At 45.4% G+C, this 20369-nt stretch carries 22 protein-coding genes; 11 read left to right on the top strand and 11 right to left on the bottom strand.

The genetic code is table 11. From position 1 onward, the window contains the following. Window positions 1-2: 2 nt before the first annotated feature. Window positions 3-1103: an LPS export ABC transporter permease LptF gene (lptF, locus tag ABMY42_RS23560; protein WP_005448809.1), complete on the bottom strand. Its 1101-nt coding sequence runs from the start codon at window positions 1101-1103 to the stop codon at window positions 3-5. 200 nt (window positions 1104-1303) lie between these two features. Here lptF and pepA point away from each other — a divergent pair, with 200 nt between their 5' ends. The 5 genes from pepA (at window position 1304) to ABMY42_RS23535 (ending at window position 7975) form a co-directional block, all read left to right on the top strand. Then, window positions 1304-2812, top strand: a complete 1509-nt coding sequence (gene pepA, locus ABMY42_RS23555; protein WP_005432840.1) for a leucyl aminopeptidase — start codon at window positions 1304-1306, stop codon at window positions 2810-2812. A gap of 115 nt (window positions 2813-2927) precedes the next feature. Continuing rightward, complete coding sequence (locus ABMY42_RS23550; RefSeq protein WP_050908037.1) at window positions 2928-3377, top strand: DNA polymerase III subunit chi; 450 nt, start codon at window positions 2928-2930, stop codon at window positions 3375-3377. Window positions 3378-3471: 94 nt separating this feature from the next. Next, window positions 3472-6330 carry a valine--tRNA ligase gene (locus ABMY42_RS23545; RefSeq protein ID WP_349266855.1) on the top strand — a complete coding sequence of 953 codons (2859 nt, stop codon included), beginning with the start codon at window positions 3472-3474 and terminating at the stop codon, window positions 6328-6330. 225 nt (window positions 6331-6555) lie between these two features. Continuing rightward, complete coding sequence (locus tag ABMY42_RS23540) at window positions 6556-6954, top strand: DUF2061 domain-containing protein (protein WP_005432839.1); 399 nt, start codon at window positions 6556-6558, stop codon at window positions 6952-6954. A gap of 115 nt (window positions 6955-7069) precedes the next feature. After that, window positions 7070-7975 (top strand): bifunctional helix-turn-helix transcriptional regulator/GNAT family N-acetyltransferase, encoded by a 906-nt coding sequence (locus ABMY42_RS23535; RefSeq protein WP_239970253.1) that lies wholly within the window; start codon window positions 7070-7072, stop codon window positions 7973-7975. Between the two features lie 17 nt (window positions 7976-7992). On the opposite strand, the gene ABMY42_RS23530 is transcribed toward ABMY42_RS23535, so the two are convergent. Together ABMY42_RS23530 and rraB are read right to left on the bottom strand one after the other, a co-directional pair. Beyond that, complete coding sequence (locus ABMY42_RS23530) at window positions 7993-8793, bottom strand: hypothetical protein (protein WP_050908028.1); 801 nt, start codon at window positions 8791-8793, stop codon at window positions 7993-7995. A 171-nt stretch (window positions 8794-8964) separates the two neighbouring features. After that, on the bottom strand, window positions 8965-9381 hold the full coding sequence (rraB, locus tag ABMY42_RS23525; protein WP_005432867.1) for a ribonuclease E inhibitor RraB: 417 nt from the start codon (window positions 9379-9381) through the stop codon (window positions 8965-8967). Between the two features lie 584 nt (window positions 9382-9965). On the opposite strand from rraB, the gene arcA reads away from it, so the two are divergent. The 6 genes from arcA (at window position 9966) to ABMY42_RS23495 (ending at window position 14597) form a co-directional block, all read left to right on the top strand. Further along, on the top strand, window positions 9966-11186 hold the full coding sequence (arcA, locus tag ABMY42_RS23520) for an arginine deiminase (protein WP_005432859.1): 1221 nt from the start codon (window positions 9966-9968) through the stop codon (window positions 11184-11186). Window positions 11187-11343: 157 nt separating this feature from the next. Continuing rightward, window positions 11344-12348 carry an ornithine carbamoyltransferase gene (locus ABMY42_RS23515; protein ID WP_005432863.1) on the top strand — a complete coding sequence of 335 codons (1005 nt, stop codon included), beginning with the start codon at window positions 11344-11346 and terminating at the stop codon, window positions 12346-12348. Between the two features lie 69 nt (window positions 12349-12417). Beyond that, on the top strand, window positions 12418-12543 hold the full coding sequence (locus tag ABMY42_RS23510) for a hypothetical protein (protein WP_005432831.1): 126 nt from the start codon (window positions 12418-12420) through the stop codon (window positions 12541-12543). A 90-nt stretch (window positions 12544-12633) separates the two neighbouring features. Continuing rightward, window positions 12634-13563, top strand: a complete 930-nt coding sequence (gene pyrB / locus ABMY42_RS23505) for an aspartate carbamoyltransferase (protein ID WP_038898330.1) — start codon at window positions 12634-12636, stop codon at window positions 13561-13563. Between the two features lie 17 nt (window positions 13564-13580). Continuing rightward, window positions 13581-14042, top strand: coding sequence for an aspartate carbamoyltransferase regulatory subunit (pyrI, locus tag ABMY42_RS23500; RefSeq protein ID WP_005448817.1), 462 nt, complete (start codon window positions 13581-13583; stop codon window positions 14040-14042). Window positions 14043-14207: 165 nt separating this feature from the next. After that, entirely contained in the window at window positions 14208-14597 is a 390-nt protein-coding gene (locus ABMY42_RS23495; RefSeq protein WP_005432832.1) for a RidA family protein, read from the top strand. 85 nt (window positions 14598-14682) lie between these two features. On the opposite strand, the gene ABMY42_RS23490 is transcribed toward ABMY42_RS23495, so the two are convergent. The 8 genes from ABMY42_RS23490 to mlaF form a co-directional block, all read right to left on the bottom strand. Further along, window positions 14683-15408: a 1-acylglycerol-3-phosphate O-acyltransferase gene (locus ABMY42_RS23490; RefSeq protein WP_005444408.1), complete on the bottom strand. Its 726-nt coding sequence runs from the start codon at window positions 15406-15408 to the stop codon at window positions 14683-14685. A 147-nt stretch (window positions 15409-15555) separates the two neighbouring features. Beyond that, window positions 15556-16821: a UDP-N-acetylglucosamine 1-carboxyvinyltransferase gene (gene murA / locus ABMY42_RS23485; protein WP_005444406.1), complete on the bottom strand. Its 1266-nt coding sequence runs from the start codon at window positions 16819-16821 to the stop codon at window positions 15556-15558. Window positions 16822-16830: 9 nt separating this feature from the next. Next, window positions 16831-17085, bottom strand: coding sequence for a BolA family iron metabolism protein IbaG (ibaG, locus tag ABMY42_RS23480; protein ID WP_005432865.1), 255 nt, complete (start codon window positions 17083-17085; stop codon window positions 16831-16833). Between the two features lie 3 nt (window positions 17086-17088). After that, window positions 17089-17409 (bottom strand): STAS domain-containing protein, encoded by a 321-nt coding sequence (locus ABMY42_RS23475; protein WP_005444403.1) that lies wholly within the window; start codon window positions 17407-17409, stop codon window positions 17089-17091. Beyond that, window positions 17409-18047 (bottom strand): phospholipid-binding protein MlaC, encoded by a 639-nt coding sequence (locus ABMY42_RS23470; protein ID WP_038898328.1) that lies wholly within the window; start codon window positions 18045-18047, stop codon window positions 17409-17411. Before ABMY42_RS23470 ends, ABMY42_RS23475 begins: the two co-directional genes overlap by 1 nt. Before the next feature lie 3 nt (window positions 18048-18050). Further along, entirely contained in the window at window positions 18051-18548 is a 498-nt protein-coding gene (mlaD, locus tag ABMY42_RS23465) for an outer membrane lipid asymmetry maintenance protein MlaD (protein WP_005436386.1), read from the bottom strand. A gap of 2 nt (window positions 18549-18550) precedes the next feature. Then, on the bottom strand, window positions 18551-19342 hold the full coding sequence (gene mlaE, locus ABMY42_RS23460) for a lipid asymmetry maintenance ABC transporter permease subunit MlaE (RefSeq protein ID WP_038898327.1): 792 nt from the start codon (window positions 19340-19342) through the stop codon (window positions 18551-18553). Continuing rightward, window positions 19332-20135, bottom strand: coding sequence for a phospholipid ABC transporter ATP-binding protein MlaF (mlaF, locus tag ABMY42_RS23455; protein ID WP_349266854.1), 804 nt, complete (start codon window positions 20133-20135; stop codon window positions 19332-19334). The genes mlaE and mlaF overlap by 11 nt, the downstream gene beginning before the upstream one ends. Between the last annotated feature and the right edge of the window lie 234 nt (window positions 20136-20369).

Here is a 20369-nt window from a genome sequence, read left to right as displayed (position 1 = left end):
GCTTACGCGAGCCTCTTCTTGCGGAATTTGTCTTTAATTCGTCGAGCTGGAACACTGTCCATCATGTTAGCCAAGATAGCGACAATCAATAACATGGCATTAATTGGCCACATACCAATAGCAGCAGGAATAGCACCATCTTCTAGTGCGGATTTCGTTGCACTAATCGCAAGGAAGTACGCCAAGTAAATCAAGATAGCCGGTCCCATTTTAGCAAAGCGTCCCTGGCGCGGGTTCACTGCCGACAAAGGAATAACCAGCATCGTTAATAGTGGAATACACACGAACAACGAGATACGCCATTGCAGCTCAGCCTGCGCTTCAGGATCTGGGTGACCAATCAAGTCTGCCGTTGGGTACGCTTCCCAATCGCGACCTTTTTGCTTCACTTCACGCTGACCAATCAAACCTTCGTACTGATCGAACTTAGTAACCATGTATTCAACACGAGTCGGCACACCTTCATAGCGCGTACCTTCATGCATTGTGATGATCTGACGTCCATCCGACAGTTCTTTTACTTCACCAGAAGAGGAAAACATCACGCTTGGTAAGATGGAATCACGCGGACGCATCTGTGCTACAAACACATTACTTAACGTGCTGTCTTTGATGTCATCAATAAAGACAACCGAAGAACCATCTGGCGTGCCTTGGAACTGACCTTTCTTCAATAAGTCGACACTGTTTTCTGCCGCGACTTGCTCATAAAGTTGCTCAACACGGTCTTGTGACCAAGGCGATAGCCATAATGCATTGAACGCTGCCACACCCGATGTGATGATCGCCAAGTACAACGCAGCTTGTACCAGGAACTTATTCCCGATACCCGTCGCGTTCATCACCACGATTTCACTTTCCGCATATAAACGACCAAATGTGATCAATATGCCGATGTACAAACTTAATGGCAGCATTAATAGCCCCATTGCTGGCATGTTTAAACCAACAACTGAGAAAATTAACCCAGCAGGAATATCCCCGTCCGAAGCATCAGCAAGAACACTGATAAACTTCTGGCTCACAAACACCAAAAAAAGCACGAAGAAAATCGCAAATTGGCTCTTGAGTGTTTCGCGGATCAAATATCTAACAATAATCACGCTGAAATTACCTATACAAAACTTGTTTTTTTGGTCGAATCACTATAGTTTCCCGTTGAACCATTTATTTTTTTAAAAATTATAAACTAGATGTTAGCGCTTAAATCAGCTCTGTTGGTAAGACCTGAGCTTAAATTCAACAAGTAAGCGATCATTATCTAACATTTAGAGCAATTTGTCTTCAGGATGTAGGAGTACGCATGGAGTTCAGTGTTAAAAGTGGCAGTCCAGAGAAACAACGTAGCGCATGTATCGTTGTTGGTGTGTTTGAACCACGTCGCCTTTCTCCAGTAGCCGAGCAACTTGATAAAATCAGTGACGGTTACATCAGTTCACTACTTCGCCGTGGTGATCTAGAGGGTAAACCTGGTCAGATGCTGCTACTGCATCAAGTACCAGGTGTTTTGTCAGAGCGCGTTCTACTCGTAGGTTGTGGTAAAGAACGTGAGCTAGGCGAGCGCCAGTACAAGGAAATCATTCAAAAGACGATCAGCACACTTAACGAAACAGGTTCTATGGAAGCAGTATGTTTCCTAACTGAACTACACGTTAAGGGTCGTGATACTTACTGGAAAGTTCGCCAGGCAGTAGAAGCGACTAAAGATGGTCTTTACACATTCGATCAGTTCAAGAGCGTTAAGCCAGAAACTCGTCGTCCACTGCGTAAGCTAGTATTCAACGTACCAACGCGTCGTGAACTAAACCTAGGTGAGAAAGCAATCACTCACGGTCTAGCTATAGCATCTGGTGTGAAAGCATCAAAAGATCTTGGCAACATGCCACCAAACATCGCAAACCCAGCGTACCTTGCTTCTCAAGCACGTCGCCTTGCTGACGATTACGAAACAGTAACCACCAAGATCATTGGTGAGCAAGAGATGGAAAAACTGGGCATGACATCTTACCTAGCAGTAGGTCGTGGTTCGAAGAACGAATCAATGATGTCGATTATCGAATACAAAGGTAACCCAGAGTCAGAAGCAAAACCTATCGTACTAGTCGGTAAAGGTCTAACGTTCGATTCAGGCGGTATCTCTCTAAAACCTGGTGAAGGTATGGATGAGATGAAGTACGACATGTGTGGTGCTGCGTCTGTATTCGGTACAATGAAAGCGCTAGCGAAGCTAAACCTACCAATTAACGTTATTGGTGTTCTAGCAGGCTGTGAAAACATGCCAGGCAGCAACGCTTACCGTCCAGGTGATATCCTAACAACCATGTCAGGTCAAACCGTAGAAGTTCTAAACACGGATGCGGAAGGTCGTCTTGTTCTTTGTGACGCACTGACTTACGTAGAGCGTTTCGAACCAGACTGTGTAGTAGACGTTGCAACGCTAACTGGTGCTTGTGTTATCGCACTAGGTCACCATATTAGCGGCGTAATCTCTAACCACAACCCACTTTCTCATGAGCTAGTAAATGCTTCTGAGCAAGCAAGTGACCGTGCATGGCGTCTACCAATGGCAGACGAATACCACGAGCAATTGAAGAGCCCGTTTGCTGATATGGCAAACATCGGTGGTCGTCCTGCTGGTACTATCACTGCGGGTTGCTTCTTGTCTAAGTTTGCTAAGAAGTACAACTGGGCACACGTCGATATCGCAGGTACTGCTTGGAAATCAGGCGCAGCGAAAGGCTCAACGGGCCGTCCTGTCTCAATGCTTGTCCAATTCCTTTTGAACCGCAGCGGCCAAGAGACAGAAGAGTAATTTCTGAACAACATCTAAAAGGGCCGCAAGGCCCTTTTTTATTACCTCGATTTTCTTGATTGAAAATCGGATTTAAGATGGTCTTAGGAAGAGACCAACGGCAAGCGAGAGAATGATGCAAACTGCAACCTTCTACATCATTAACGAAGAGAGCCCGCAAGCAACGGTGACTGGCTTTGAAGAATACATCGTGTTTTTGACTCAGCACTTTGCTCGCCAAGGCGCAAAAGTGTATCTGAATTGCCAAGACAAACCGCACGCCGAGCAGCTCGCCGAAGCCTTTTGGCAAATTGATGCAGACAAGTTCATGGCACATAATCTTGTAGGCGAAGGACCGAAATACGCCACCAATATTGAAATCGGCCATGAAGGTGTAAAACCTAATTGGAACCGTCAGCTGGTAATTAATTTGGCGGAAAATGAGACAACCTTTGCGAACAAGTTTGCTCAAGTGGTAGACTTCGTGCCTTGCGAAGAAAAAGCTAAACAGCTCGCAAGAGAAAGGTATAAAATTTACCGTCAGGCAGGTTATCAACTGCAAACGATCGAAATTCAATATCCTTAACGGTCAATCCTTATAGTTAAGCTCTCCACTCAGAGAGTTCACTTATAAAGATTGACTTAGATTCAACCATCAACGTATCCATTAAAAGAGCGCTATGGAAAAGACATACAACCCAACTTCAATCGAACAAGCTCTATATCAGACTTGGGAAGAGAAAGGCTACTTTAAGCCACACGGTGACACTACTAAAGAATCATACAGCATCATGATCCCGCCACCGAACGTCACTGGTAGCCTACACATGGGCCACGCGTTCCAAGATACGATCATGGATACGCTTATCCGTTGTGAGCGCATGAAGGGTAAAAACACTCTTTGGCAAGTAGGTACGGACCACGCAGGTATCGCAACTCAGATGGTTGTTGAGCGTAAGATCGCTGCAGAAGAAGGCAAAACAAAACACGATTACGGTCGTGAAGCTTTCATCGACAAAATCTGGGAATGGAAAGGCGAATCTGGCGGCACTATCACTAAGCAGCTTCGTCGTCTTGGCGCATCTGTAGACTGGGATCGTGAGCGCTTTACGATGGACAATGGTCTATCTAACGCTGTTCAAGAAGTGTTCGTACGTCTATACGAAGACGATCTAATCTACCGCGGTAAGCGTCTAGTTAACTGGGATCCAAAGCTACACACAGCGATTTCAGATCTAGAAGTAGAGAACAAAGACACTAAAGGCAACATGTGGCACTTCCGCTACCCACTAGCAGATGGCGTTAAAACAGCAGATGGCAAAGACTACATCGTTGTTGCAACGACTCGTCCAGAGACCATGCTAGGCGATACTGGTGTTGCAGTTAACCCGGAAGATCCACGTTACAAAGATCTTATCGGTAAAGAAATCATCCTTCCTATCGTTGATCGTCGCATCCCAATCGTGGGCGATGAGCACGCAGATATGGAAAAAGGTACTGGCTGTGTGAAAATCACACCTGCGCACGACTTCAACGACTACGAAGTTGGTAAGCGCCACCAGCTACCAATGATCAACATTCTGACTTTCGACGCGAACATCCGTGACGCTTCTGAAGTATTCAACACCAACGGCGAAGCAAGCGACGCTTACAGCACTGAGCTACCAGCTAAGTACCACGGTATGGAACGTTTTGCCGCTCGTAAAGCTATCGTTGCTGAATTCGACGAGCTAGGTCTACTTGAAGAAGTGAAAGATCACGATCTACAAGTTCCTTACGGCGACCGTGGTGGCGTGGTTATCGAACCAATGCTAACTGACCAATGGTACGTACGTACTGCGCCTCTAGCGAAAACAGCAGTTGAAGCAGTAGAAAACGGCGACATCCAATTCGTTCCTAAGCAATACGAAAACATGTACTTCTCTTGGATGCGTGACGTTCAAGACTGGTGTATCTCTCGTCAGCTATGGTGGGGTCACCGCATCCCAGCTTGGTACGACAACCAAGGCAACGTTTACGTAGGTCGTGACGAAGAAGAAGTTCGTAAGAACAACAACCTAGAGTCAGTTATTGAACTGCACCAAGACGAAGACGTACTGGATACATGGTTCTCTTCTGCACTATGGACGTTCGGTACTCAAGGTTGGCCTGAGCAAACTGACGATCTGAAAGTATTCCACCCTTCAGACGTACTAGTAACTGGTTTCGACATCATCTTCTTCTGGGTTGCGCGCATGATCATGATGACCATGCACTTCGTGAAAGACGAAAACGGCAAACCACAAGTACCATTTAAGACAGTTTACGTTACTGGTCTAATCCGTGACGAAAACGGCGACAAGATGTCTAAGTCGAAAGGTAACGTACTTGACCCAATCGACATGATCGATGGTATCGACCTAGAGTCTCTAGTAGAGAAGCGTTGTGGCAACATGATGCAGCCTCAGCTAGCGAAGAAAATCGAGAAGAACACTCGTAAGACGTTTGAAAACGGTATCGAAGCATACGGTACAGACGCACTACGTTTTACTCTTGCAGCAATGGCATCAACAGGTCGCGATATCAACTGGGATATGAAGCGTCTTGAGGGTTACCGTAACTTCTGTAACAAACTATGGAACGCAAGCCGTTACGTAATGATGAACACAGAAGAGCAAGATTGTGGCTTCAACGGTGGTGAGATTGAATACTCACTAGCGGACAAGTGGATCGAGTCTCAGTTTGAACTTGCAGCGAAAGCGTTCAACAACCATATCGACAACTTCCGTCTAGATATGGCGTCTAACACGCTTTACGAATTCATCTGGAACCAATTCTGTGACTGGTACCTAGAGCTAACTAAACCAGTTCTATGGAAAGGTACTGAAGCGCAACAGCGTGGTACTCGCCGTACACTAATCACGGTTCTTGAGAAGACGCTACGTCTAGCTCACCCAGTGATTCCTTACATCACTGAAACTATCTGGCAAAGCATCAAGCCACTAGTTGAAGGTGTAGAAGGCGAGACAATCATGCTTCAAGCACTGCCTCAATTCGACGAAGCAAACTTCAACCAAGAAGCGCTAGACGATATTGAATGGGTGAAAGCGTTCATTACCAGCATCCGTAACCTACGTGCTGAATACGACATCAACCCAGGTAAGCCGCTTGACGTTATGCTGAAAGCTGCAAACGCAGAAGACGCAGCGCGTCTAGAAGCAAACAAACAAGTACTGATGTCTCTAGCGAAACTAGAATCTGTACGCGTACTTGCTGCTGACGAAGAAACGCCAGCGTGTGCAACAGCATTGGTTGCTAAGTCTGAGCTGATGATCCCAATGGCGGGTCTGATCGACAAAGACGCTGAGCTTGCTCGTCTAGATGGCGAAATCAAGAAAACTCACGGCGAAATCAAGCGTATCGAAGGCAAACTAGGTAACGAAGGCTTCGTAGCGAAAGCTCCTGAAGCAGTTGTTGCTAAAGAGCGTGAGAAACTTGAAGGCTACAAAGAGACGCTAGCTAAGCTAGAAGAGCAAAAGACAACGATCGCTGCACTTTAATCGCTAAAGGCTAGAGTAAAAGAATCAAAGGGTTGGTGTGAAAGCATCAACCCTTTTTGCATTTATCACTCGGAAAGCTTTCAAAGGTATTCGCTCTTCTCTCCTACTTCCCCTCCTATTTAATAGTTTTTACCTATCAAACTAATCTTAACTGCCCATTAGATTTAATGATAATAATTCTCAATAATAGACCTATCGAAACAACACAACGATTGAGTAATTATCATGAAAAAGACACTAACCTTTGCAGCACTCCATTTTACTATCGCGTTTAGTGTCGCTTACGTGCTTACTGGCGACATTCTAATTGGTAGTTTAATCGCCATGATTGAGCCTTCAGTGAACACCGTCGCTTTCTACTTTCATGAAAAGGCATGGGCAAAAGTCCCAGCGCTTAAAGCTCGTCAGTGGATGACCAAATTAAAAACCGCAAGCTTTGCCACTATCCACTTCAGTGTTGCGTTTAGCGTGGTTTACTTACTAACAGGTGATGCGTTTGTCGGCGGTATCATGGCGATGCTAGAGCCAAGCTTGAACACAGTGGCTTACTACTTCCACGAGAAAGTATGGATGCGTAAATCAGATAACCAAGCACCACAATTTTGTCTACACCAACACGCTTAAACATGGAGGCTCAATACGCCTTCTAACAAGCAAAATAACATTTACCATTGACAAAGTTGCGCACCGCAATTAATTTAATTGCGGTGCGCAACTTTGTTTCCAGAGGTAAGTGATTATGAATGCTCGTCAACTCCGACACTACTCCCGTCAAGCCGTCCGATTGCTTGGTATGCTCGATAAACAATGCGGCGATGTCGCTCTCACTCCAGTACAAGCGCACGCATTAGGTGAAATCCAGCTGCAGCCGTTAACCATCAATCAATTGGCACATCAGCTTAATGTCGACAAGTCCAATGCGAGCCGAACCGTTACTGGTCTGATTAAATTAGGCTTGGTTGAGAGCATCGAAAACCCAAAAGACAAACGTAGCCAGCTCGTAGCACTTACAGAGCAAGGGCAACAGGCGTTATCGCAACTAGACCAGCAGCAAAACAGCTTCTTTGAACAGCTGCTTACCCAACTCGATGACAGCGAGCAAGAGCAACTCAAACTTGGTCTAGAGACTTACCTAAAAGGGCTAACGAAAGTGTGCCAGGCTGAGGAATACGTTCTTCGACCTCTTACCAAAGCAGATAACTCGCAAGTTGCGGACGTGATTCGTAAAGTCTCTGCAGAATACGGTTTAACCGCAGATAAAGGTTATGGTGTGGCAGATCCAACGCTTGATGACATGTACTCGGTTTACGACCAACAAGGCGCAGCCTACTGGGTAGTCGAGTACCAAGGCGAGATTGTGGGTGGCGGCGGCTTTGCACCTTTAGCTGGTGAGCCAAATGTGTGTGAGCTGCAAAAGATGTACTTCTTACCTCAAACGCGAGGACACGGCTTAGCTAAACGCATCGTCGCATTGAGCTTACAGCTAGCGAAACAGTTTGGGTATCAGCAGTGCTATTTAGAAACGACAGAATGTCTAAGAGAAGCAGTAGGCTTGTATGAAAAGCTAGGCTTTGAGCATCTCGATGCCCCGCTAGGACAAACAGGGCATGATGCATGTGAAGTCGTGATGCTTAAAACGTTATAGCGCTTTATCCCCAAAACTTAAAGTACAAGATGGGTAACACAGAGTTCTTGGCTAAGCGCCACTGTAAATGCTTGGCGTTGCCCATCCAACTCCACCACGAGTTCGTAGAGATCTTTTGGATCGGGATCATTAAGATCGGCATACTTTGGCGCTTCGATCTGGAATAAAGCACTCGCATGATCCGCTCGGACATCAATAGGAATATGGTAAGTCATGCCATTAAATTTAACCGATGCCGATACTAGACCCGGCGCAAAAGTTTGATAGTACAAGTCTACTTTAAACTCACAACCACCACCATGGTGCCAAATCTGCTCGGTTGCTACACGGTCTAAACGCACATTGCGAACAAACTGCAGATACGGCTCTTGCCATACCCCCAAGCGCTCATCACTCTTTTGGTATTCATGATCCGCAAGTGAGCACAACTCTGGTTTATCCTCATCCAGCAGAAGATCTTCTTCTTCCTCAAGGAACAGGATCTCAAAACGGTTACGCCCCATCTGCATGAACGGACGAATGTCTTTTTTGTACATGCTTTGTGAACCGTCACAGTCGAACAATGCTACCCCGTTTAAACGCACTTCAGCATGGTAATCCACACCACCCAACACCATTTCTACCGCTGGGAATGCCATCATGGATTCGTCCACTTCAATGTCGTGCATCAGATGCCACTCTTGCTGACGAATCACGTCTTCAGTCAGTTCAGCAGGCAATACCTGACTCAAAGGAGCAGGGAAAGTAATGTCATCCTGTGGGATAGAAAGGTCCGTCAGTGGAGAGACTTGCCATAAACCGGCGAGTGAGAGTTGCATAGTTACCTTGAGCTAGATCAATTTTCACGCATTATATACACAAGTAACTTAGGGTTACAGGCAATAAGCACACAAACTCAATGAGAATTATTTATCGTTACCTGCGGTTATCATTTTCAGGGCACAAAAAAGCCAGCGATAAACGCTGGCTTCTTAGATTGAATAAGAGGATTACTCTTCGTCTTCATCATCTTCTTCAGGGTAAAGCGCATCTTCGCCTTCGTAGTAAGTACCCCAACCGTCATAAATGATGTCGTATTTTTCTGCCAGATGAACCAGTTTCTCAACCTGAGCATCAATTGCTTCTGCGTTTAGTGCAGATTCCATTGTTGCATCACAGCAAAGCAGTTTGTTGCCGTCTTCATCTTCTGTTTCTTCAGCTTCAAGAACTTCAAAGCCCATCTTGAACGCTTCAACAACCGCTTTTTCTAGCGTATCGAAGTCTTCAGCAAATAGGTGGTGCTCGATTTCGTATAGTGAATCTGGATCGCTGCCATCTTCTAGCAATGCTGCAATGATATCGCGAGTCTCTTCCTTTTGAATCTCAATTAATTCTTCTACTGATAGATATTCATCTTCGTGAGACATGTTTTGGCTCCAGATTAGTTACTTGATGGAAACACTATACTCTAAACTGAGTACGTTAATGCGGTGAAATATGGCACGGATTGCGATGAAAAGCCACAAACAAACACCAAACTGCGGTGATTCTTGATGATAATTTTTACTCACAAATCTAAACCTCGCTCACAGAAACAAAAAATTAACAAAAACGGCTAATCTTTAATATTCAGAAGATCCTAATTGAGCCTGAGACGAGTAATTTTAGGCTTGTTTGCGTGTTTATGATCTTGGAGTGAATACAGCAACGGCTCGTTAATTCTGACCTAACGAATAAAAGAAAGCCAAAAACTGCATATTTCAGAATGGTTATGCATATTTTATGCACTTTTGATGTATGACTTCTTTCTCAAACGAAAAAGAATAAAAACGCACTTTTTAAAACTCATGAACAAACAACAAAATATAGAATTAAAATACACCAAGGAAGCATTTACAAAATATAACGCCAAAAAATTATATTTTTGCAATATATAAGCAAAGTCCTAAGACTTGCATCTTTGCACCAAGCTTGTCATAACTAACGGCTGGAATATTTGTAAGGATGCAAAATGAGTAAGCTGTACGTTGGATCAGAAGTTGGTCAACTAAGACGAGTTCTATTAAACCGCCCAGAGCGCGCCCTCACCCACCTAACGCCATCGAACTGCCATGAGCTACTGTTTGATGACGTATTAGCGGTCGAAGCGGCTGGTGAAGAACACGACGCATTTGCGCGCACACTGCGTGAACAAGATGTCGAAGTACTACTGCTTCATGATCTGCTGGTTGAAACCCTTGCGGTTCCAGAAGCAAAACAATGGTTGTTGAATACTCAGATCTCTGACTTCCGTTACGGTCCGACTTTCGCTCGTGACTTACGCCAGTACTTCGCAGAGATGGACGATGAGCATCTAGCAAGCATTCTCCTTGGCGGCTTGGCTTACTCGGAACTGCCAATCAAATCTTCATCAATGTTGCCGAAGATGAAGCGCCCACTGGACTTCGTGATCGAACCTCTGCCGAACCACCTCTTTACCCGTGACACGTCATGCTGGGTATACGGCGGCGTTTCTCTTAACCCAATGATGATGCCTGCACGTCAACGCGAAACCAACCATCTGCGTGCGATTTATCGCTGGCACCCAACCTTCGCGGGTCAAGACTTCATTAACTACTTTGGTGATGAAGACCAGCACTACGACAATGCCAACGTTGAAGGTGGTGATGTACTGGTTATCGGTAAAGGTGCGGTTCTGATTGGTATGTCTGAGCGCACAACCCCACAAGGTGTAGAAAACTTAGCGGCAAGCCTGTTTAAATCTGGTCAGGCGAAAGAAGTGATTGCTATCGACCTACCAAAACACCGCTCGTGCATGCACCTTGATACGGTCATGACGCATATGGATGTAGACACTTTCTCGGTATACCCAGAAATCATGCGTAAAGATTTAGATACTTGGCGCCTAACACCTAAAGGCAACGGTGAAATGCATGTCGAAGCATCACACAACTATCTGCATGCCATCGAATCGGCACTTGGTTTAGATCAATTGAAGATCATCACAACGGGTGGTGACAGCTACGAAGCTGAACGAGAGCAATGGAACGATGCCAACAACGTACTGACGGTGAAACCTGGTGTTGTGATTGGTTACGAACGTAACGTCTACACTAACGAGAAGTACGACAAAGCTGGTATTGAAGTCCTGACTATTCCGGGTAACGAGCTTGGTCGCGGTCGTGGTGGTGCACGTTGTATGAGTTGCCCAATCGAACGTGACGATATTTGAGAAACCTCTCCCACCAAATAAAACCAATTGAGACTAAGGTTGATGTGAATGCATCAACCTTTTTTTGCTTTTGATTAAAATAATTATTCACAATAAAAGCATTTATATGTTTTAATGCTTTTATTCTTTATCAACCAAACGACCTAAGGGACGAGCTATGGCTTTCAATCTACGTAATCGCAACTTTTTGAAGCTATTGGACTTCTCAACTAAAGAGATCCAGTTTTTGCTCGAACTGTCTGCAGAGCTGAAAAAAGCTAAATATGCAGGAACAGAGCAGAAGAAACTTCAAGGTAAAAACATCGCACTAATCTTTGAGAAATCTTCGACTCGTACCCGATGTGCGTTTGAAGTCGCGGCCTTTGACCAAGGCGCTCAAGTCTCTTACATCGGTCCTTCTGGCTCACAGATCGGTCATAAAGAATCAATGAAAGATACCGCTCGTGTTCTTGGTCGTATGTACGATGGCATCGAATACCGTGGCTTTGGTCAATCCATTGTTGAAGAGCTTGGTACTTATGCTGGTGTACCTGTCTGGAATGGTTTAACGGATGAGTTCCACCCTACCCAAATCCTTGCAGACTTCCTGACCATGCAAGAGCACGGACGTGGGAAACAACTGCATGAGATGACGTTTGCTTACCTTGGTGATGCTCGCAATAACATGGGTAATTCACTCATGGTTGGCGCAGCAAAAATGGGCATGGACATCCGCCTTGTAGCGCCAAAAGCGTTCTGGCCAGAAGAAGCATTAGTGGCAACTTGCCAAGAAATTGCCCAACAAACCGGTGCGAAAATCACGCTGACAGAAAACGTTGAAGAAGGCGTTAAAGGGTGTGACTTCTTATATACCGACGTTTGGGTGTCGATGGGTGAGTCGGCTGAAGCTTGGGATGAGCGTGTTGCGCTGATGACACCTTACCAAATCAATATGGATGTGATTAAGCAAACGGGTAACCCTCATGTGAAGTTCATGCACTGCCTGCCAGCCTTCCACAACGATGAAACGACTGTGGGTAAAGAGGTCGCGGAGAAATACGGTATGAAAGGGCTTGAAGTAACCGAAGAGGTGTTTGAATCTGAATACTCTATCGTATTCGACGAAGCCGAGAACCGCATGCACACCATCAAAGCCGTGATGGTTGCGACATTAGGCAGCTAAACCATAGCATTAAAAATGGTAACAAAAACCATGATGTAATCGCTTGCGCTCACGAAAGTTAAGCGTATAATGCTCGGCAATTTGTCTGAGGATTACGAAATGACCACGCCGATTGCTGACGTAAAAACGCGATTTGCTCTAGCTAAGCGACTACGCTTACGTGCTGTTATTTTCGTTAATTCTATTGAATTTTAAAACCTCCCCAATTGGGGAGGTTTTTTTATGCCTAAAATTCCATCGCGGTGAATTTTGGGGATAGTCACCACTGTTATAGGGAAGAAGATCATGGCGAACTCGCTTTACCAGAAGCACATCATCTCTATTCCAGAGCTTTCACGTGAAGAACTGGAACTGATTGTAGAAACTGCAGGTCAGCTAAAAAAAGAACCTCGTCCAGAACTGATTAAAAACAAGGTTGTAGCAAGCTGTTTCTTTGAGCCATCCACACGTACTCGCCTGTCATTCGAGACAGCAATTCAACGTATCGGTGGCGATGTTATTGGTTTTGATAACGGTGGTAACACCTCTCTGGCGAAAAAAGGCGAGACGCTATCTGACTCAGTTCAAGTTATCTCTTCTTACGTCGATGCATTCGTGATGCGCCACCCTCAAGAAGGCGCAGCGCGCTTGGCGTCTGAGTTCTCTAACGGCGTACCAGTTATCAACGCAGGTGATGGCGCAAACCAACACCCAACGCAAACGCTACTCGACCTATACACCATCGCGGAAACGCAAGGTCGTCTAGACAACCTAAACGTTGCGTTTGTTGGTGACCTAAAATACGGTCGCACCGTGCACTCGTTGACTCAAGCATTGGCAAAGTTCAATAACATTCGCTTCTTCTTTGTTGCGCCAGAAGCACTCGCAATGCCAGACTACATCTGTGAAGAGCTAGATGAAGCAGGCATTCAATACAGCCTACACACAGACATGGAAAGCGTGATTCCTGAGCTCGACATTCTGTACATGACTCGCGTACAAAAAGAGCGCTTTGATGAATCCGAATACGCGCACATCAAATCAGCTTACATCCTAACGGCGGCAATACTAGAAGGTGCACGTGAAAACTTGAAAGTACTGCACCCACTGCCACGCGTGGATGAAATCACCACAGACGTCGACGTCACACCACACGCTTACTACTTCCAACAAGCAGAAAATGGCGTTTACGCACGCCAAGCGTTGTTGGCACTGGTTCTTAACGAAACACTGTAATCGAGGGAGAAAAAGACATGGCTAAAGAAACTCAATTGCAGGTTGAAGCAATCAAAAACGGCACAGTAATCGACCACATCCCAGCACAAATTGGTATCAAAGTGTTGAAGCTGTTCGATATGCACAACTCTTCTCAACGTGTCACCATCGGTCTGAATCTGCCTTCATCTGCACTCGGTCATAAAGACCTACTCAAGATTGAAAACGTGTTCATCAACGAAGAGCAGGCAAGTAAACTAGCACTGTACGCACCACACGCGACCGTTAACCAAATCGAAAACTACGAAGTAGTGAAGAAGCTAGCGCTAGAACTCCCTGAGCGAATCAACAACGTGTTTGAGTGTCCGAACAGCAACTGTATTACACACAACGAACCGGTTGCGAGCAGCTTCCAGGTGTTCGAGAAGAAGGAAGAAATCCGTCTGAAGTGTAAATACTGTGAGAAAGTTTTCGCACGTGAGATCGTAACTGAGCGTTAATTTTCTGCTCCGATTCTTGCTAACGATAAATTGACTGATACCCCGCCAATGCGGGGTATTTTGCACTTTACGTGCTTCATGTTTAAAGGCACACTGCTTATTCTTAAGAACACTCAAGATGCTTGAGTAAACTCTTTATTCCCCTAAACAGATGGAACAATTCAAATGACGAAAGTACTTCACACTGAGTCTGCACCAGCAGCAATCGGTCCTTACGTTCAAGGCGTAGATCTAGGCAACATGGTTCTAACTTCTGGCCAAATCCCAGTAAACCCAGCGACAGGTGAAGTGTCTGCAGACATCGCAGAGCAAGCTCGTCAATCTCTAGAGAACGTAAAAGCAGTTGTGGAAGCATCAGGTCTTAAGGTTACTGATATCGTTAAAATGACAGTATTCGTGAAAGACCTAAACGACTTCGGTACTGTGAACGAAGTTTACGGCAAGTTTTTCGATGAGCACGAAGTAGCAAACTACCCTGCACGTTCTTGTGTAGAAGTAGCTCGCCTGCCTAAAGATGTCGGTATCGAGATTGAAGCAATCGCAGTTCGCAAATAATTGCCCTTGCTGACAAGCATAAAAAAACGGGTAGCTCAAGCTACCCGTTTTTTATTGTCTTTTTGCGATGATATCGCCGTAAAACTCAAGCTGCGTTGCGCTGTTTCACTTCTTCATCCAAGGCTTCCAGTTTCGCTTTCATCTCTTCACGACAAACATTAGCTAACTCACGTACGCCCTCTTTGCCGTAACCTTCCGTGCTTACTGGAGGTAACATTTCAATGATCACATGACCATTGTTCCAACGGTTCAGTTTAATGTGACCTGTAGAGCTGCACACGATTGGAATGATTGGCACTTCTGCACCGATAGCTGCATGGAATGCACCAGTTTTAAATGGCAGTAAACCACGACCACGTGAACGTGTACCTTCAGGGAACATCCACACTGAAACGTCGCTGTTTTTGATGCTGTCTACAACTTGGTCGATAGTACCTTTTGCTTTAGAGCGGTTTGCACGATCAATCAAGATGTTACCTGTTAGCCAGTAAAGCTGACCAAACAAAGGCATCCACGCAAGACTCTTCTTACCTACCGTTACTACCTTAGGTGTAACAGCTGAAGATACAGTGAAAAGGTCCCAGTTGTTCTGGTGGTTAGCAATGTAAACATGCTGACCGCGAGAATATGCATCTTCCGGAATACGCAATTCTAGCTTGATACCAAATACACGTGACATTTTGCCGAATAGACGACCGAACGTGAAAACGTGCTTAGGGTTTCTAGGGCTAAGTAGGCAGTAACCACAACCACCAATAAACATCACAATTGCGAAAATTGCGACAGCAAATACACGTAACAGTGCAATCATTGTTGTTCTCCAAGAACCGGCTTTGCGCCAGCTACAGCTATTATTGTCTCTTTGAACATAGTCATGAACTATGAAAGAAAACGCGATATAAAAAAGCCGAAACCTACGTTTCGGCTCTCTTCATATCTAGGTCAACTGCGATGCAGTTTAACCCGCCTCACTTACGCGCTCAATATTTGCGCCAAGTGCAGACAGTTTATTTTCGATTTTGTCGTAACCACGGTCGATGTGGTAGATACGGTCAACGATGGTTTCGCCTTTCGCGATACAACCAGCAATCACCAAACTTGCCGAAGCTCGTAAGTCAGTTGCCATCACTTGTGCACCACTTAAAGAATCTACATCACCGCAAATTACTGTGTTACCTTCGATTTCCGCTTTCGCGCCCATACGCATCAGTTCAGGTACGTGCATGAAACGGTTTTCAAAGATAGTTTCAGTGATCACGCCGCCACCTTTCGCCATCATGTTTAACAGCGTAAATTGTGCTTGCATGTCCGTTGGAAAACCTGGATGTGGTGCAGTACGAATGCTCACAGCTTTCAGCTCGCGATCTGTCATATCAACAGAGATCCAATCTTCACCAGTTTCTACCAACGCGCCCGCTTCTTCTAGCTTAGCCAGTACCGCTTCTAGCAGGTGACCATTGGTGTTGCGACATACCACTTTACCGCCAGACACAGCAGCTGCAACTAGGAATGTACCTGTTTCGATACGGTCAGCCACAACGCTATGTTTGCCGCCACCTAAGCGCTCAACACCTTCAATAGTGATGGTGTCAGTACCTGCTCCAGAGATTTTCGCGCCAAGTTTGTTTAGGAAGTCAGCCGTATCTACGATTTCAGGTTCACGCGCTGCGTTGTCTAGTGTTGTCGTACCTTCAGCAAGTGCTGCTGCACACATGATAGTGATGGTTGCACCAACACTCACCTTGTCCATCACGATGTGCGCGCCTTTAAGGCGACCATCGACTTCTGCTTTAACGTAACCATCTTCAAGAGTAATGGTCGCGCCAAGCTGTTCTAGACCAGTAATGTGCAGATCAACAGGACGAGCACCGATAGCACAACCGCCAGGTAGAGACACCTGACCTTGACCAAAGCGCGCGACAAGAGGACCAAGCGCCCAAATAGAAGCACGCATGGTTTTTACTAAATCATAAGGAGCGCAGTATTCATTAATGCTGCTTGGATCGACATGAACGGAACCATTACGACTTACTTTTGCGCCTAGACGCTTTAGTAGTTCCATGGTTGTGTCGATATCACGAAGGTGTGGCACGTTTGCCACTTCTACTGGCTCTTCCGCCAAGATAGACGCAAATAAAATCGGCAGTGCTGCGTTTTTTGCACCTGAAATGGTCACTTCACCAACCAGTGGTTTATCTGACCCAATAACTCGAAACTTTTCCATCAATAAACCTTAAAGCGACATTAGCTTCTTATCACGAGCCCACTCTTCTGGAGTGAACGCTTTGATTGATAGCGCGTGAATGTCGTTACGCTGGATGTAATCCATCAGAGGACCGTAAATTAACTGCTGCTTCTTAACGCGGCTCATTCCATCGAAACAAGCATCAACAGCAACCACTTCATAGTGGCTCCCTTCACCTTTTACATGCACTTCTTGAAGGTTTAGTGCTTCTTCTAGTAACTGTTGTACTTTTGCGCTATCCACAATTTACCCCTGATAATTCTGTATATGTTTGGCCACTAAAGATTCAACGTTGCTCAATTGAAACAAAGTGCGCAATTGCGCTGGCACGAAACTGAGCATTATATGACAGTTTTGCTTTTTTGCATGCTCTAATAAGTGGATTAACATCACCATTCCCGCAGAGTCGATGCGTTCAATCTCTTGGAGTGAGCATTCTAGCTCGGTTTGAGAAGGTCGCCATTGCTGTGCCACCGCCCACAAAGACGGCACCGAATCGCGATCCAGCGCCCCTGTAAGCTTAAGAATGTCTGCCTGTAAATGCCACTGAGAATGAGACTGTGCCATTACTTTGCTGCCTCGAAGCGAATTGGCTGTGCAGCCAGTTTCTCTAAATCTTTAGCGACCGCAAGAATACCTTCTTGGCGAATTTGTGTATTCCACTCCGATTGTTTGCTTGATAGTAGGCTAATACCCTCAGCCACCATATCGAATGCTAACCACTCACCGGTCTTCTTATCTTTGCGCAGTTTAAATTCAAGTTTGATATTTGGACGCGGTGCGTCGATGATTTCAACCTTGACGCTAGTAATGCGCTTAGAAGGATCCAGTTTTGGCTCCGGACCAAACTCAATTTGTTGATCCGTATATTGCGTTAATACTTGCGCGTATGACGTCACCAAGTAAGCACGAAATGCTGTGATGAATTCACCCACATCTTCACGCTTCGCCCCTTTTAGGTTTGGACCAAGCAGTTTCAATGCCGCATAGCGATCGTTGACATAAGGCATAAGCTCTTCTTCAACGATGGTTTTTAGCAAGTTTGGATCTTTTTTGATTTGCGATTGCTCCGCTTTGAGACGCTCAAACGTCACTTCTGCAACCTGCTTCATCATTTGGTATGGCTGAGTTTTATCTACTTCAGCAGCAACGGCTCCAAATGCAGTAAATGCTGCTAAGAAAGAAAGTAATAGTCTAGAAAACATGGATTATTCCTTACTCGTGTCACCAGAATCGCCTGAGCCACCAATGCTGTATAGAACCTGACCGATCAGGTCTTCTAGTACCAATGCAGATTTGGTGTCTTCGATGGTGTCACCATCAACAAGCATTTCTTCATCATCAAAAACAAAGCCCGGTACCAAGCCAATGTACTGCTCACCAATCAATCCAGATGTCAAAATTTGCACGCTAGAAGTTTCTGGGAATTGGTTATATTGGCTGTTAATCGACAAGCTCACTACAGGTAATAGGCTATCAGGGTTAAGTGTAATGTTACTTACACGACCGATAACAACGCCACCTACTTTCACAGGAGAACGTACTTTCAAGCTACCAATATTATCGAACTCGGCTTTCAGGGTGTAAGTATTGCCAGAGCCAATGCTTTTTACGTCAGCAACCTGAAAAATCATCACAAGAATCGCGCAAATTCCTGCTAATACAAAGCTGCCAACCCATAATTCTGTTTTACGTGTTTGTTGCATGATTAATTCCCAAACATCAATGCGGTCAGTACAAAGTCTAGTCCCAGTACTGCTAAAGAAGAATGCACAACAGTGCGCGTCGTTGCTCGGCTGATCCCTTCCGAAGTTGGAATAGCGTCATAGCCATTAAATAGAGCGATCCAAGTAACGGTAATCGCGAACATAATACATTTGATCATGCTGTTACCGATGTCTTGACCTAATTCCACTGAAGATTGCATCGCAGCCCAGAAGCTGCCGTGGTCTACGCCTTTCCAATCCACACCAACAAGCTGAGCGCCCCAGATACCAACTGCCATAAAGATCATAGCTAATAATGGCATTGAGATAGCCCCAGCCCAAAAACGTGGTGCGATGACACGTTTTAGTGGATCCACAGCCATCATTTCCATGCTTGAAAGCTGCTCCGTTGCCTTCATCAACCCAATTTCTGCAGTCAGTGCTGAGCCAGCGCGACCAGCAAACAATAACGCAGTTACTACTGGTCCTAACTCACGTAGTAGCGAAAGAGCGACCATTTGACCCAGGCTGCCTTCTGCTCCGTAATCCACCAGCACAACATAACCTTGCAAGCTAAGCACCATGCCGATGAACAAGCCAGAAACGACAATGATCGCCAGCGATTGCACACCTACGGAATAAAGCTGTTTAATCAACAGAGGAAAATTCTTGATTGGCTGAGGTCGAGTCACTAATGCGCCAACAAGCATCAAGGTCGCACGACCAAAGGCTTCACAGATGGCTAATGTTCGTTTACCTAATGAAGCGACAAATTGAATAAAGCTATCGACCATCAAATAAGTCCTTTTCGATACTTTGAGCAGGAAAGCGAAACGGCACGGGACCATCGGCTTCCCCTTGTAAGAATTGCTTCACACGTGGGTCGGGATTATCAATCAACTCTTGTGGCGTACCAAAAGCAATGATTTTGCCATCAGCCATCAAGTAGACCCAATCCGCGATACTCATCACTTCAGGCACATCATGAGAGACGACGATTGAAGTCAGCCCCAATGCGCGATTCAAGTTGCTAATTAGCTCAACCAAAATGCCCATAGTGATTGGGTCCTGCCCAACAAAAGGTTCATCGTACATGATGAGATCTGGGTCTAAGGCTATGGCACGAGCTAGTGCAGCTCGTCGAGCCATGCCGCCGGAAAGCTCACTTGGCATCAATTCTGCCGCACCTCGTAATCCGACCGCTTCAAGCTTTAGAAGCACCATGGTACGAATTAATTCTTCGGAAAGTTCCGTGTGTTCACGCAAAGGAAACGCCACATTGTCGAACACATTCAAGTCAGTAAACAAAGCTCCCGACTGGAACAACATGCTCATTTTTTTGCGTGCTTGATAAAGCTTTTTACGAGACAGGGATGGAATATTATCGCCATCAAACCAGATCTCCCCTTGCTCGGGATAAATCTGCCCACCAATAAGGCGCAGCAGTGTCGTTTTACCAATCCCCGACGGTCCCATAATGGCCGTCACTTTTCCTTTTGGCACATGCAGATCAATGCCATCGAAGATCTTGCGCTCTCCACGTGAAAAAGTGAGATTGTTAACGGTAACTAAATCGTTGTTCGACATACTATCTCTTCTACTAGTTGTGAGCGGTTCTCACAGAGTTGCAATCCAACTCAACCCCGATTGTTTTCAAGATATTACGTCGAGAATATCCTAAAGTGACTTCGGTACACTTATTAGGCTGCAATCATAAGCACAATGAACCTGAATTAAAAGCACTGTTCGATTAAATAAAGCCGACGAAATTCAAGCAATTCAGCATAAAATATGACGAAACCCAAGGAAGGTGTTTAAATC

Source organism: Vibrio sp. SSH13-20 (genome assembly GCF_040104475.1).
Classification (GTDB): Bacteria; Pseudomonadota; Gammaproteobacteria; order Enterobacterales; family Vibrionaceae; genus Vibrio; species Vibrio harveyi.
Note: the sequence above shows the minus strand (reverse complement) of the source record. Positions and strands in the feature narration are given on the sequence as shown.

What these genes read in the sequence shown, in the direction of transcription:
- ABMY42_RS23515 (WP_005432863.1), top strand. Translation starts at nt 11,344, where the DNA reads ATGGCTTTCAATCTACGTAATCGCAACTTTTTGAAGCTATTGGACTTC.
- ABMY42_RS23495 (WP_005432832.1), top strand. Translation starts at nt 14,208, where the DNA reads ATGACGAAAGTACTTCACACTGAGTCTGCACCAGCAGCAATCGGTCCT.
- mlaF (WP_349266854.1), bottom strand. Translation starts at nt 20,135, where the DNA reads ATGTCGAACAACGATTTAGTTACCGTTAACAATCTCACTTTTTCACGT.
- mlaD (WP_005436386.1), bottom strand. Translation starts at nt 18,548, where the DNA reads ATGCAACAAACACGTAAAACAGAATTATGGGTTGGCAGCTTTGTATTA.
- ABMY42_RS23545 (WP_349266855.1), top strand. Translation starts at nt 3,472, where the DNA reads ATGGAAAAGACATACAACCCAACTTCAATCGAACAAGCTCTATATCAG.
- ABMY42_RS23540 (WP_005432839.1), top strand. Translation starts at nt 6,556, where the DNA reads ATGAAAAAGACACTAACCTTTGCAGCACTCCATTTTACTATCGCGTTT.
- ABMY42_RS23535 (WP_239970253.1), top strand. Translation starts at nt 7,070, where the DNA reads ATGAATGCTCGTCAACTCCGACACTACTCCCGTCAAGCCGTCCGATTG.
- ABMY42_RS23475 (WP_005444403.1), bottom strand. Translation starts at nt 17,409, where the DNA reads ATGGCACAGTCTCATTCTCAGTGGCATTTACAGGCAGACATTCTTAAG.
- murA (WP_005444406.1), bottom strand. Translation starts at nt 16,821, where the DNA reads ATGGAAAAGTTTCGAGTTATTGGGTCAGATAAACCACTGGTTGGTGAA.
- ABMY42_RS23470 (WP_038898328.1), bottom strand. Translation starts at nt 18,047, where the DNA reads ATGTTTTCTAGACTATTACTTTCTTTCTTAGCAGCATTTACTGCATTT.
- arcA (WP_005432859.1), top strand. Translation starts at nt 9,966, where the DNA reads ATGAGTAAGCTGTACGTTGGATCAGAAGTTGGTCAACTAAGACGAGTT.
- pyrI (WP_005448817.1), top strand. Translation starts at nt 13,581, where the DNA reads ATGGCTAAAGAAACTCAATTGCAGGTTGAAGCAATCAAAAACGGCACA.
- ABMY42_RS23550 (WP_050908037.1), top strand. Translation starts at nt 2,928, where the DNA reads ATGCAAACTGCAACCTTCTACATCATTAACGAAGAGAGCCCGCAAGCA.
- pepA (WP_005432840.1), top strand. Translation starts at nt 1,304, where the DNA reads ATGGAGTTCAGTGTTAAAAGTGGCAGTCCAGAGAAACAACGTAGCGCA.
- ABMY42_RS23530 (WP_050908028.1), bottom strand. Translation starts at nt 8,793, where the DNA reads ATGCAACTCTCACTCGCCGGTTTATGGCAAGTCTCTCCACTGACGGAC.
- pyrB (WP_038898330.1), top strand. Translation starts at nt 12,634, where the DNA reads ATGGCGAACTCGCTTTACCAGAAGCACATCATCTCTATTCCAGAGCTT.
- ABMY42_RS23510 (WP_005432831.1), top strand. Translation starts at nt 12,418, where the DNA reads ATGCTCGGCAATTTGTCTGAGGATTACGAAATGACCACGCCGATTGCT.
- rraB (WP_005432867.1), bottom strand. Translation starts at nt 9,381, where the DNA reads ATGTCTCACGAAGATGAATATCTATCAGTAGAAGAATTAATTGAGATT.
- mlaE (WP_038898327.1), bottom strand. Translation starts at nt 19,342, where the DNA reads ATGGTCGATAGCTTTATTCAATTTGTCGCTTCATTAGGTAAACGAACA.
- ABMY42_RS23490 (WP_005444408.1), bottom strand. Translation starts at nt 15,408, where the DNA reads ATGATTGCACTGTTACGTGTATTTGCTGTCGCAATTTTCGCAATTGTG.